The 13,595-nt window shown below is 30.8% G+C and carries 14 protein-coding genes; 11 read left to right on the top strand and 3 right to left on the bottom strand.

Going from position 1 to position 13,595, the window contains the following annotated elements:
* Nucleotides 1-446: 446 nt before the first annotated feature.
* On the bottom strand, nt 447-995 hold the full coding sequence (locus MUA21_RS05890; protein WP_107526169.1) for a helix-turn-helix domain-containing protein: 549 nt from the start codon (nt 993-995) through the stop codon (nt 447-449).
* Nucleotides 996-1,107: 112 nt separating this feature from the next.
* Between MUA21_RS05890 and MUA21_RS05885 the strand changes: the two genes are divergently transcribed.
* Nucleotides 1,108-1,695 carry a LysE family translocator gene (locus MUA21_RS05885; RefSeq protein WP_262562153.1) on the top strand — a complete coding sequence of 196 codons (588 nt, stop codon included), beginning with the start codon at nt 1,108-1,110 and terminating at the stop codon, nt 1,693-1,695.
* 18 nt (nt 1,696-1,713) lie between these two features.
* Here MUA21_RS05885 and MUA21_RS05880 read toward each other — a convergent pair whose 3' ends face one another.
* Nucleotides 1,714-2,592: an AraC family transcriptional regulator gene (locus MUA21_RS05880; protein ID WP_262562152.1), complete on the bottom strand. Its 879-nt coding sequence runs from the start codon at nt 2,590-2,592 to the stop codon at nt 1,714-1,716.
* 124 nt (nt 2,593-2,716) lie between these two features.
* Between MUA21_RS05880 and MUA21_RS05875 the strand changes: the two genes are divergently transcribed.
* The 5 genes from MUA21_RS05875 to MUA21_RS05855 all read left to right on the top strand — a co-directional run bounded on the left by MUA21_RS05875 (nt 2,717) and on the right by MUA21_RS05855 (nt 7,496).
* On the top strand, nt 2,717-3,583 hold the full coding sequence (locus MUA21_RS05875; protein WP_064208962.1) for a sugar phosphate isomerase/epimerase family protein: 867 nt from the start codon (nt 2,717-2,719) through the stop codon (nt 3,581-3,583).
* Between the two features lie 81 nt (nt 3,584-3,664).
* Nucleotides 3,665-4,558, top strand: coding sequence for a sugar phosphate isomerase/epimerase family protein (locus tag MUA21_RS05870; RefSeq protein WP_262562150.1), 894 nt, complete (start codon nt 3,665-3,667; stop codon nt 4,556-4,558).
* Nucleotides 4,555-5,700, top strand: coding sequence for a Gfo/Idh/MocA family protein (locus tag MUA21_RS05865; protein ID WP_262562149.1), 1,146 nt, complete (start codon nt 4,555-4,557; stop codon nt 5,698-5,700). The genes MUA21_RS05870 and MUA21_RS05865 overlap by 4 nt, the downstream gene beginning before the upstream one ends.
* A gap of 26 nt (nt 5,701-5,726) precedes the next feature.
* Nucleotides 5,727-6,734, top strand: coding sequence for a Gfo/Idh/MocA family protein (locus MUA21_RS05860; protein ID WP_262562148.1), 1,008 nt, complete (start codon nt 5,727-5,729; stop codon nt 6,732-6,734).
* Between the two features lie 198 nt (nt 6,735-6,932).
* A complete protein-coding gene (locus tag MUA21_RS05855; RefSeq protein WP_107526164.1) occupies nt 6,933-7,496 on the top strand; it encodes a dihydrofolate reductase family protein in 564 nt (187 codons plus the stop codon).
* 177 nt (nt 7,497-7,673) lie between these two features.
* On the opposite strand, the gene MUA21_RS05850 is transcribed toward MUA21_RS05855, so the two are convergent.
* Nucleotides 7,674-7,874, bottom strand: a complete 201-nt coding sequence (locus MUA21_RS05850; protein ID WP_070038155.1) for a Mid2-like cell wall stress sensor domain protein — start codon at nt 7,872-7,874, stop codon at nt 7,674-7,676.
* Nucleotides 7,875-8,089: 215 nt separating this feature from the next.
* Here MUA21_RS05850 and MUA21_RS05845 point away from each other — a divergent pair, with 215 nt between their 5' ends.
* The 5 genes from MUA21_RS05845 to brnQ3 all read left to right on the top strand — a co-directional run bounded on the left by MUA21_RS05845 (nt 8,090) and on the right by brnQ3 (nt 13,445).
* Nucleotides 8,090-8,899: a VOC family protein gene (locus tag MUA21_RS05845; protein WP_262562147.1), complete on the top strand. Its 810-nt coding sequence runs from the start codon at nt 8,090-8,092 to the stop codon at nt 8,897-8,899.
* Between the two features lie 23 nt (nt 8,900-8,922).
* Nucleotides 8,923-9,126, top strand: coding sequence for a DUF6501 family protein (locus MUA21_RS05840; protein WP_019468793.1), 204 nt, complete (start codon nt 8,923-8,925; stop codon nt 9,124-9,126).
* A 160-nt stretch (nt 9,127-9,286) separates the two neighbouring features.
* The gene (locus MUA21_RS05835; RefSeq protein ID WP_262562146.1) at nt 9,287-10,078 is read left to right on the top strand and encodes an ATP-binding protein; all 792 of its coding nucleotides are present in this window, start codon (nt 9,287-9,289) and stop codon (nt 10,076-10,078) included.
* Between the two features lie 12 nt (nt 10,079-10,090).
* On the top strand, nt 10,091-11,980 hold the full coding sequence (locus MUA21_RS05830) for a vWA domain-containing protein (RefSeq protein WP_107526161.1): 1,890 nt from the start codon (nt 10,091-10,093) through the stop codon (nt 11,978-11,980).
* 121 nt (nt 11,981-12,101) lie between these two features.
* Entirely contained in the window at nt 12,102-13,445 is a 1,344-nt protein-coding gene (gene brnQ3, locus MUA21_RS05825) for a branched-chain amino acid-like transporter carrier protein BrnQ3 (protein WP_046208287.1), read from the top strand.
* The last annotated feature ends 150 nt before the right edge of the window (nt 13,446-13,595 follow it).

The raw sequence follows: 13,595 nt of genomic DNA, 5'->3' as shown, positions 1-13,595 counted from the left end.
TTCAAATGCGCGCTCTAGTATTATTTTACTGTTGAAAGTCATTGTAATGATTTGAATATTAAATAAAAAGCACCTAAATGATTTAAGTGCTTTTGTATTATATGAAAGATATTATTACTAATAATAAAGCACAAGCTAAGCAGATGTAGCCTGTAACTTTAAAATTTTGCTTAAAAAATACATAACTTAAAATGAAAATAGATAGAGTTAGGCTTAAGATAGATAGTAGAACAGATACATGAATGATATTAAAACTTATGAAAATATGAAAAACAAATAACATTGTAGCTATTATTAATAATATTATTTCAAGTGGTTTTAAATCTTTCATTTGAGGATTGATCATAATATTGTCCTCCCTGAATTTATCAAATTAAGCATATCCATATCATCAAACATGAAAAGCTGTAAAAATATTCATTTCAATCTATTGATATTATTACATATTAATAATGAATAGTCATATGTAAGTACACAGGTTCATCATGTTGGTTTAAATATTGGTGAAATATATTTCCATTGAATTTAATAGCTTCATTTTTATGAATAACAAAGGTTTCTCCATCTAATATAAGTGTTAAGGTACCTTCATAGACTGTGATATATTCCATTGTATTTGATCCATGGGGCGCCCCGTCCATTTGCCCTTCAACTCCAATAACAACCATATAGCTTTCAAACTTCTTTTCAATATCAAACTTAAATAGAGGATATGCTTTATATTTATTATCTTCTGAAATTAAGGGTTGTATTTCATTCAAACTAATTTTCTGTATAATATTGCTATTTTCTTGTGTTAATTCTGTGAATGATACTTTTAAACCATTTGCTATCTTCCATAATGTTGTGATAGATGGAATGGATATCTTACGTTCTATTTGTCCCAACATTGTTTTACTTACACCTGTGACATCAGATAATTGTTCCAATGAATAACCACTTTGTTTTCTATATAATTTTAAATTTTCAGCTATAATGTCGTTAATTTCTCTCATCAATTTAAGCACCTCTATTTACAATATAACGTATAAACCATATACTTTAAAGACCAAACATTATAACGTAAATTTGGACGTTATAATGTTTTAATACGTGGGGGAGATTAAAATGTTAATAATATCTATGCTTATATATGCTGTTGTTGCAAGCTTTACACCCGGTCCTAATAATATAATGGCTTTGTTTTTTTCTCAAAATTTAAATTTTAAAAGCAGCTTACGATTTTCAATTGGTGTTGGATTTGGTTTTCTTTTGTTGTTACTAATATCCAGTATATTTAATACAACTTTGCATTCCGCTTTTCCTAAAATTGAATTTTTGATGAAAATATTTGCATTTATATATTTACTTTATTTAGCTTTAAAGATTTCTATGAGTTCTATTTATGGGACAAAGCAAACTTTTAGTCACAAGCTCAGTGGTTTAAAATCTGGTGTAATGTTACAATTCATTAATCCTAAAGGAATTATTTATGCTTTAACAGTAATTTCTACTTTTATCACACCTTTTTCTACGGATTGGCAAAAACAATTACCCTTTATTATCTTACTGGCTATTATCGGTTTTTTAGGTACTTTGAGTTGGGGCGTTTTAGGTTCTTTATTTAAATCATTTATATCAACACATGAACGTATATTTAATTTTGTCATGGCTGGTCTATTAGTTTATGTTGCTATAAATATTTTAATACACTAGTTATGAAATGATTGTTATTTAATGATTATCATATTGTTGTGAAAATTCGCGCGGACTACAACCATATGAGGTTTTAAACCTTCTGTAAAAATTCGAATAATCACTAAAACCACAATGAGTTGCTACTTGTTGTGGATTTTCTCCATTTTTTAATAACCTTTGAGCATTTTGCAAACGCAGATTTAATAAATAACGATATGGTGGATAGCCAACTAGTTTTGTAAATTGTTGCGTGATTTTATGTCGACTTACAAAAAATTTATTTTCAAGTTGCTCTAATGATATTTCCTGACTGTAATGTAATTCCATATAGTCTAATACCTGTCTAACTAAGTGACTAGATGGGTCATCACTATAATCAACGATACCTTCATTTTCTATTGCTACTCTATTAAGTATGATTAAAAACTGTGTCAGTAAAGATTTAGCAGCTAAATCTTTACCAAAAGCTTGATTATCTTGTTCATTAATTAAACCTTGTAACAAATAATATAATTCTCTTTTTTGATATTCCGATAACTGCAATAGATATTTAAATTTAGATGAATATTTATCAAAACACACGCTTAGATCACAATTTTCTACAGAAAGTTCATTTATTATTTCGGCATCAAATCGTAAGCCGATACGCTCTGCGTGACCATCCTTTTGTTCATCCAAACGATGGAATTCGTATGGTGGAATAATGAGCATTGAGCCAACCTCTAAATTAAAAAATTGTCCTTCTATGGTATAAAGCAAATTTCCAGATAATGAAAAAAATATTTCATAATGATCATGATAATGTAACTCATTTCCAAAATGACCGTCACTTATTTTATGCCATGCGGCATATTGACCATCAAAGGGTAATGAAATTGTATCAAATTGTTGGGTAAATGTTTCTCTATCTTTCATGAAAATATCCCTCCTGCTCAAAAAACATACTTTTTTCCATGATTTACAATGTTGTTATTTTTCCCTCAAATTATAATTATATTATAACATTAAAATATAAATATTTTTGAAAGGAAGAATGAATATGACATCAACTCAAATTGGCGTTCAAATGATGATGCTCAAACAAAAAGTACAAGAAGAAGGATTATATAACGTACTGAAGAAAGTCAGTGATTTAGGTTATAATGCGGTCGAAATTTCTCAAATCGACATGAACCCACAGAATATTGAAGCAATGCAACAAGCGATTAATGATTTTGGAATGAATATTGCAGCAATGTCCTGTGGTGTAGAGCATATATCTGCTAAACAAAAATATCCTGGAGATACATTAGAAGATGATTTCGATAAAATTGTAGCTGATTGTAAAGCTGTGAACTGTTCTATTTTGAGAATAGGGATGTTACCAATTAACTATATGGGGTCCAAAGAAAGCACCTTACAATTTGCTGAAATTTGTGAAACTTATGCCAAAAGACTTAAAGAAGAAGGCATTGATTTATACTATCATGCCCATAATTTAGAATTTGTTCAATACAATGGACAATTTATGCTTGATTTAATGAGAGATCATACAAATCATTTAGGTTTTGAACTAGATATCCATTGGATTTGGAGAGCAGGACTTAATCCAATAGATGTCATTCCAAAATATGCAAATCGTATTCGTGCTATACATTTAAAAGACTATCGAGTAGGTGAAATAGATATGTCACAATACCCTGGCGAAGGACATGAAAAATTATATTATATGTTACATATGATTACTCAATTTGCTGAATTAGGAAAAGGCACTTTACCGCTTAAGGATATTATTGAAATTGGACGTGAAAGTGGCAGTGAATATTTCTTCGTTGAACAAGACGAGCTATACGGCGAAGATCCATATAATTGTTTAACAATTAGCCGGGACCACTTATATGATCTGGGTTATAAATCTTGGTTTTAATGTTTACTATAAAATAAATATTCTGTGCTTATTTACATTTAATTAAGTAAGCGCTATCAAAATGATAAGGATATAGATACGATGTTTAAAAATATTGAGATCTCTGGATTTTCTGATGAAATCGCTTCAGATTTTCAAACACAGTTAAAAACGGTAAATGAGCTAGGCATGAGCTATATTTCCTTACGTGGAATCGATGATAAAAATATTGGTGATTACTCAGTAGAAATGATTAAGAAAGATGTAATTCCTCGCTTAAAGCAATGGAATATCGGAGTATCATCTATAGGTTCACCAATTGGCAAAATTTATATAGATGATGAAGCAGCGTTTGAAAGACAATTAGTAATGCTCAAATCATTATGTGAAATAAGCCAATTGCTCAATTGTCAGTATATTAGAATATTTAGTTTTTATATTCCTAAAAAAGACCATTTTGATGATTATAAAAATGTAGTGATTTCAAAATTAAAGGAGTTTGCAAAAATAGCTGAGCAATACAATATTGTACTGTTACATGAAAATGAAAAAGATATTTTTGGTGATATTGCTCGTCGATGTAAACTTATTCTTGATGAAGTAAACTCTCCAAATTTCAAGGCGATATTTGATTTTGCGAACTTTGTCCAATGTGGAGAAGATACACAGGACTGTTACGATTTACTTTCAGATGACATAGCGTATATCCATATTAAAGATGCAGTATACAAAGATAATGTTAATGTGCTATGTGGTACAGGAGATGGTCAGATTGAAAGTATCTTAGTACAATTTTTTGAATCAGGTTATCAAGGATTCTTAACACTTGAACCGCATCTTGTCGTTTTTGATGCTATTAAAGACTTAGAATTAGAACATTCAACTGAAACAATTCAAAATTCTGCTGCAAAAGATGGTGCAGAAGGATATAAAATGCAATATGAAGCACTTTTGAAAATATTATCGAATATAAACAATAAGGAGAATACACAATGAAAAAAATTCGTTTAGGCATTATTGGTTTGGGCGCTCAAGGTAGTACGTATGCTGAATTTATTAAATCTGGTAAAATTCCACAAATTGAAATTGGAGCGATTTGCGACATCAATACTGAAAAGAAAGATGAAGTAAAAAATCATTATCCTAATGTACCATTTTATAATGACTATATCGCTATGCTAGAAAGTGGGGATGTTGATGCAATTGTTACAACCGTTCCTCATTATCTGCATACTGATATAGGTAAAGAAGCCTTAAAACGGGATATTCACGCTTTACTTGAAAAGCCGGCTGATATTTATGCTGAAAAAGTGAAAGAAATAAGTGAATTAGCAGCATCCAAACCATATTTAACATTTGCGATATTCTTTAATCAACGCACAAATCCACTTTATCAAAAAGTAAAATCTCTTATTGATGACGGTGTAATTGGAAATATTCGTCGTACGAATTGGATCATCACGACTTGGTGGCGTCCTCAAGCATACTATAATCAAAGTTCATGGAGAGCTACATGGTCAGAAGAAGGCGGCGGTGTTTTAGTAAACCAAGCGCCACACCAAATAGATCTATTACAGTGGCTATGTGGGATGCCAAAATCTGTGTTTTCAAATATTAAATATGGCTATCAGCGTGATTTAGCGGTTGATGATGATGTAACAACCATTCTAGATTATGGCAATGGTGCGACAGGTGTATTCATTACATGTACCCACGATATTATCGGTACTGATCGTTTAGAAATCACAGGTGATAATGGCAAAATATTAGTTGAAGATAGTAAGACAATCACATTGACACGTTTAAAAGAATCAGAAACACAAATGAATCGAAATATGTCTTGGAAAGAAGCAGCTAAAATCTTTAAAGGCAACGGGTTAGAAAATATTTATGATCAGCAAACATTTGAATTTGAAAGTGTATGGGGTGAGCAACATATAAATGTATTAGAAAATTTTGCCGCTAATATCATCGACGGGACACCTTTAATTGCGCCTGGAAATGACGGCATAAATGGCGTGAATTTAGTAAATGCAATCTATTTATCTAGTTGGACAGGTAAAGAAGTAACAGTTCCAGTAAATCCCTCAGAATTTAAAGATGCATTAAAGCAACAAATTCAAAACGAAGCACATTAAAAATGTCTAAAATCGGAGCTGGTAATATGTTGAAAATTGGAATTATAGGACTAGGTGATATTTCAGCAATACATCTCAATACGATAGAGGCAAATTCCAATGTAGCATTAGTAGCTGCATGTGATATAGATAACGCCATGCAAACTAAAGTACCCAATGCTCAATTTTTTACAAATTTTGAAAATATGTTAAAAGAAGTGGATCTAGATTGTGTACATATTTGTTTGCCTCATCATTTACATGTATCTGCGACAACTGCCTGTGTAGAAAGAGGTATACATGTTTTGCAAGAAAAACCTCTATCAATTAATGCTAAAGAAGGATTAAAATTAATACAATTAGAGCAAAAATATCCAGATACTAAAATATGTGTTTGCTTTCAAAATAGATTTAATGAAACATTTCAAACTTTAAAACAGATAGTACAAAGCAAAAAGTTTGGTGAAATCATTGGTATAAAAGGTATCGTTACTTGGTTCAGACCCGAATCATATTATACTGATAAACCATGGCGTGGAAAATTAGATACTGCTGGAGGTGGTGTATTAATCAACCAAGCCATACACACCTTGGATTTAATGCAATTACTTTGCGGCCCTGTTGATACAATTAAAGGCAATGTATCACAATTGTTAGATTATCAAATTGAAGTCGAAGATACCGCTTCTGCACATATTAAATTTAAAAATGGAGCGAATGGAATGTTTTTTGCCACTAATGCTAATTTTGGCAATTCAAGTATCGAACTTCAAGTCATTTTTGAAAATGAAAAATTCACAATTAAAGATAATATACTTACACGTGTTAATAAAGAAGGATACAAAATTCATATTATTGAAGATAAAAAAATGCCAGGTACAAAATCATATTATGGACCAAGTCATGGGACACTCATAAATCAATTCTACGATTCCATTTATAATCACACTAAAAACTATATACACGTTAAAGATGCACTACCATCAATAGCAATCATAGATGCAATACAAAAATCTTCGCAAACAAATGAGACAATTCATTTTACTAGTATTTAGCAAACAAATGAAATTTTGGTATTTTAATTTATTGTGGAACATAAGCATAGCGATTAAAAGTAAACTCATTCAAGTTAATTAATGAACTGGGCAGAAATCCTTTTTATATCGATTTCTGTCCATTTTTATTATTCTTAGCTTTATTGTAAATAGTAATTTTATAAACTATAATGATAATAACCAAAATAATGAGTAATCATGATGACCACAAATAAAATTATTTTAGATTTAGCGATTACATTGGATGGATATATAGAAGGGCCGAATGGAGAAGTTGATTGGTGCATCATGGACGAAGAAATGAACTTTAATCATTTTCTAGAACAAATTGATACTATTATATATGGTAGGAAAAGTTATGATTTATGGGGCGAATTTATGCCAAATTTAAAGGATGATCAATTTGGAGATAAAATGATGTGGGACCAAATTCATAGCAAGCAGAAATTTGTGTTTACTAGCCAAAATTATAATGATAAAGCGCATACAAAGTTTATTAACGGTGATGATATCAGTAGCAAGGTTTTGAAAATCAAAAAACATAGCAACAAAGACATTTGGCTCTATGGCGGCTCAAATATTATCACAACTTTTATAAATCTTAACCTTATTGACGAATATAGACTTTCAATCCACCCAGTCATTTTAGGATCTGGAAAACCTCTTTTTGAACACAATCAAAATCGGGTCAACATCTCATTGTGTAATACACATGTTTATAAAAGTGGTGTAGTGCAAATGATTTATCAAAAAATAGACTAAACATAGAAGCAAAAACATCTCATTTTTGCATAAACAACTTTAAACGGGAAGTTGACTTTACTTTATCTGCATTAAAATTAACAAAATGTCAATTTCTATAATTTTTCAATAGAAATTGACATTTATATTATTTCACCAATAATATTAAAATCTTTGGCTAATTTAAAGCGCGTTATTTTAAGCAATAAATACAAAAAGCTCAATAATCGCTAAAATTAAAAACACTAGAAAAACAATGCCATAAATATTATTTTTCTTGATACTTTCTTTGCTTGCATTTTGCTGTTTTGCTTTATTATTTATATTGGAAAAGAAAGTAATACCTGAATAAACTGCAATCAGTACTGTGACACCAAATAAAATCCATGTACCAAACATATATATAACCTCCTTAAATAACTAAAATAAATTTTTTCATACATATAAAATAATTATTCCTATTATATACCTATATTAATACATTTCTGCTAATCCTCCAATGTTTAAAAATTACAATTTTGTAAATACAATCACAATCAGATACTTCATCATACAAATAACATGTAAAATAAGTTATAATGTATTGAAAGAATATGAATAGAGGGGTTAATATAATGAATGGTCTTAGAAGTGTTACTACAGGGACAAATGATTTAAGTAAAACCAAAGAGTTATTCTCCAGCATACTTGGATTAAATGTGGCAGATAAAGGACAAGCTTTACGTTTTGGTGATGCTGAATTAAATTCAGGTACACGTATACATTTTGTAGAAGTACCAAACTATATTAACAATAACAACCATATTGAAAATATCGGTTTAAGAGTTCCAAGTGATGAAGGACTTGAAGAATATCAATCAATTTTAGAACAGCATCAAATTGCTTTCGGTGCGCCTACTGATTTAAACGGTCATAAATATTTCAATTTCCAAGATCATAATGGGCAGACATTTAATATTTATTCCAATGAACATAATTCTGGTACACCACTCGGTATACCAACCTTCGAAAGTAATGTAAACCCGCTGCATCAAATTCAAGGCCTAGGTCCTGTTATCTTAAAAGTTAACGATATAGTACTTACACAATCTATTTTAACTAGGGTGTTTGGCCTAGAACATTTTGCAGAATATACTCCTAACGACCATGCTAATTTTAAAATACAAGTTTTTCGTATTGGTGATGGTGGTTTAGGCGGCGAGCTGCATGTTCACGCATCAGACGAAGAAATTTTAATGCCGGAACATGGTATATTAGAACAAATTGAATTTGGAATAGAATCTAAATCACAATTCCAAAAGACTATTGAAGAACTTGAATCCATTGGAATCCCTTATCAAACATTAGATCAAGAAGGCGAAAGATCACTAAGAATCACTGAAAAAAGTGGTATTACATTCATTTTAACCTTAGAAACATCATAATAAAAAAGAGAGGATTTTTAGCTATGCTACATGAAACTTGGAAAGATCATACACCCATTAAAAAAGTAGAAGTTACACATACAGATGCACAAAAATTCACAGTGTCTGACATGTTAACTGTAGGACAACAATATGATGTAATAAATGAAACTGAAGAATATTATCAAATCATCGACAACTCTGGACTTGTCGGTGGCTACTTTAAAACCTATTTTAAAGAGGTATAATTTACAATATGAAACATGTGAAATAGAAAACGTGTAATATTAAATATAACTTAAATTAATAAGACTAGGGCTATATAATTTCAAACATTATCCAAGCCCCGGTCTATTTTTAATGATATGAATTTTATAAATTATTTTATTTTTAAAGGAGCAAGGAACAATGACGAATTCGCAATATATTAACAAAGATGAAACTGTATTTGATGATGCAACATCAATGATGGCATTGAATAAAAATATTTTATTAAAAGGACCAACGGGCTCTGGAAAAACAAAGCTAGCTGAGACTTTGAGCGAAACAATAGATCGTCCAATGCACCAGGTCAATTGTTCAGTAGATTTAGACGCTGAAAGTTTATTAGGTTTTAAAACGATACAGACAAATGAAAATGGCACACAAGAGATTGTATTTATTGATGGACCAGTTATCAAAGCAATGAAAGAAGGCCATATACTTTATATCGACGAAATCAACATGGCAAAACCAGAAACTTTACCCATTTTAAATGGCGTATTAGATTACCGTAGAAAATTAACAAATCCGTTCACTGGTGAAATTATCAATGCTGCCCCTGGATTTAATGTAATCGCTGCAATAAACGAAGGATATATTGGTACATTGCCAATGAACGAAGCACTTAAAAACCGGTTTGTCGTTATTCAAGTAGATTATATTGATGGCGATATTTTAAGTGATGTAATTAAAAATCAAAGCCAATTATCAGATGATAAAACAATACAAAAAATCATTAATTTTAATGAAGATTTACGAACAATGACCAAACAAGGCCAAATTTCTGAAGAAGCAGCGAGTATACGTGCTTTAATTGATTTAAGTGATTTGGCTACCGTGATGCCTATAGAGCGTGCCATTAAACGTACAATTATCGATAAACTAGAAGACGAACGTGAACAGCAAGCCATATTAAATGTAGTAGAATTAAACTTTTAGTGAGGGATATTTATGAGCGATCGTTTTATATTATTTAATGACGAACAGCTAGATGCAAAGCAAGTAATGATGTTGCAAGATTTAGCTCGATTATTACTAAAAAATGAACAAACACAAGTTAAAATTCAAAAATTCCCATATTACGATCCAATCAATAATATGTTAATAACGAGTGCTTTTTGGTCGCATAGAAGAAATGACATTGAAACAACAGGGCTCAAGACTGATGTCATGCTTGCTGCTTATGGCTACAAATTGATGGATGAAACAGTTGTCAACGAAGTTATTCATAATAATACGTTTAAACATCCAAAATTTTTCCAACAACTTTTTAAATTATTAGAAGATAAAAGAGTATTAAACGAAATAGTTAAACAACGGCCGTCTACTAAAGATGCCATTCACATGCGCAATGAAATTAGATTAAGTTATACTAGTACTCAAATCAAAGTATATAAAACCAAAAAGACGTTTACAGATTTACTCTTTTTATATTTGGAATCATCGTTTTTAAGTGAGAACTTTTACGACATACCCCAAATTGGTCCACAAATTGATGATATTCTGACAAATATGTATCAATATTTGCCTAATTTTTTCTATAATGATTCGTCCGAGGATAATATGTACTTAGCTGAACGGATTATGTTCCAAATTGATGATATCTTAAATGAAGATATGTTAAATGAATATTATCATTTACCTAAAAAAGTATATGAAGCCATTCACGAACTCAAATTTGAAGATATAAAACGAACGGATGCAAGTAATACTGATAAATCTTCAAACAATGATCATAACGAAGAAAGTGTTAGTGAAGATATAGAATCTAATCATCAAGATAGTGCTTCACAAGGTGGAGCATATTTAGAAATGGAACTACATGAAGGTGAAAATAGTGAGGTTGTTGGTGATAATGACACTGCTAGAGAAGGCGACAGCGGCGATGATATGACAGATATGCAAACTAAAAAAGGTAAAGGATCTACGAATCAAGTAGAAAGTGAAGAAGGTGGGTCAGTAGGCAATCATTCTGCTTTTGCATTAAAAGGGATAAACGCAAACGTAGACGTTAAATGGAACATACCTGAAATACTACCTGAATATCATAATGCATATCATGATGTTGAAAAAGAAGTTCAATTTGAAACAAAAGACTTGATACAAATTATCAAAAAAACAATAGATAGAGAATACCAAGATGAGCGTCGAAATCTAACAAAAGGACGATTACAAAAAAATCTATTAAATTGGTTTATTGATGATCAATATAAATTATTTTATAAAAAACAAGATTTAAGTCAATCGTTTGATGCAACCTTTACTTTATTAGTTGATGCTTCAGCAAGTATGCAAGATAAAATGTCTGAAACAATTAAAGGTGTCGTTTTATTTCATGAAACGTTAAAATCTTTAAACGTAAAACATGAGATACTAGCATTTAATGAAGATGCCTTTGATGCTGATGATACAAAACAACCTAATATCATTGATGAAATTATTGCTTATGATCAATCAACTATAAAACGAGAAGGACCTAGAATCATGGCTTTACAACCACAAGACGATAATAGAGACGGTGTTGCGATAAGAATTGGCAGCGAACGCTTAATGCGTAGAGCGCATAATCAACGTTTTCTAATTGTGTTTTCTGACGGTGAGCCATCAGCTTATAATTATAGTCAAGATGGTATTCTTGATACTTATGAAGCTGTGGAAACAGCTCGTAAATTGGGTATTGAAGTTTTTAATGTATTTTTAAGTCAAGACACAATTACAGAAGATATTGAAGAAACAATTCATAACATTTATGGCAACTATGCAATTTTCGTAGAAGGTGTAGAAAATCTACCAAGCCATCTTGCACCATTACTTAAAAAATTATTATTAAAATCTTTTTAGTACGTAATTTATTTATAAAATCACACATAAATTGAAATATTCAGAAATTTATATAGACGCATTCTTGTAAATCGTGATAGAATAGTAAATATTATTTTATAGGCAAGAAGGAGAACAATTTATGAATAAAAATACATGGATTATAGGATTCACGCTGTTTGCTATGTTTTTCGGAGCCGGCAATCTTATATTTCCACCAAATTTAGGTTTAGATAGCGGCCAATTCTTTTGGCCTTCCATATTAGCATTTGCTTTAACTGGTATAGGATTGCCCTTATTAGGGGTAATCGTTGGTGCTTTAGATAAACAAGGTTATATTGGTTCTTTAAATAAAATTTCACCAAAATTTTCTGTGATATTCTTAATTGTCATATATTTAACAATTGGACCTCTTTTTGCAATACCACGTACTGCATCTACGTCATTTGAAATGACAATTACGCCAATTGCCCATACAAATAGTAGCTTAGCATTGTTTATATTTACAATCATTTACTTTTTAGTAGTTTTATATTTATGTATTAATCCAAATAAAATGGTAGATCGCATTGGGTCATTGTTAACACCATTATTATTAATTACTATTTTAGCGATGATTATCAAAGGGTTTGTTGATTATGGTGGTAATACACATAGTCAGGCAGCTGAAGCTTTTACTTCTAATTTTGCAGGTTTTTCACAAGGATTTACGAATGGTTATTTGACAATGGATGCGATTGCTGCCATTGCTTTTTCAATGATTGTGGTTAACGCGGTAAAAGCAACTGGCATCACGCACGCCAACAAAATTTTCAGACAAACACTATTAGCTGGAATTATTGCTGCAGTGGCACTTATGTTTATTTATATTTCCTTAGGATTTATTGGTAACCATATGGCTGTCCCGCAAGAGAAAGTTGCCAGTTTAATTGCTAACGATCAAAATATTGGTACATATTTACTAACGACAATGGCAAGCGCTGGATTTGGTGCTTTTGGAAAGTACTTGTTAGGTATCATCGTAGCTCTTGCTTGTTTAACAACTGCTTGTGGATTGATCGTATCTGTTTCAGAGTATTTTAATAGAATATTCCCAAGAATTTCATATAAAACTTACGTTATCATCTTCACGTTAGTGAGTTTTATTTTAGCAAATCAAGGATTAAACTCAGTGATTACAATGTCAGTTCCTGTTTTAAGTATTGTATATCCAGTAGCGATTACTTCGGTACTTTTAATATTACTAGCACGTTTTATTCCAACAAAACCAATTGCACAGCAAATTCCTGTAGCAGTAGTTTCTATTATTTCAATCCTTAGTGTGATTCACACACAAGGTTGGTTCAAGTTAAGTCTTATTGATAACTTACCACTGAAAGATTATTCATTAGAATGGTTCCCAATAGCAGTGATCACTACAATTATTGGTTATATTGTAGCACCGTTATTTAAGAAACAGAAAACTATCGTTTATGAAAAAGAATAATAAAATCAAATAACTCGTAGGGTATAAACATCCCTCATTTACGAAAAAACGTCAATTTCTATTGAAATTGACGTTTTTGTATATTAAGATTACTTGTTCTAGGTGAAAGGAGTACGTAACTGATGGACAGTAACAAGCTCATGATATAAC

The organism is Staphylococcus ureilyticus, assembly GCF_025558845.1.
GTDB lineage: Bacteria > Bacillota > Bacilli > Staphylococcales > Staphylococcaceae > Staphylococcus > Staphylococcus ureilyticus.
The sequence above is the reverse complement of the archived record's forward strand: the minus strand, read 5'-3'. Positions and strand labels throughout refer to the sequence as shown.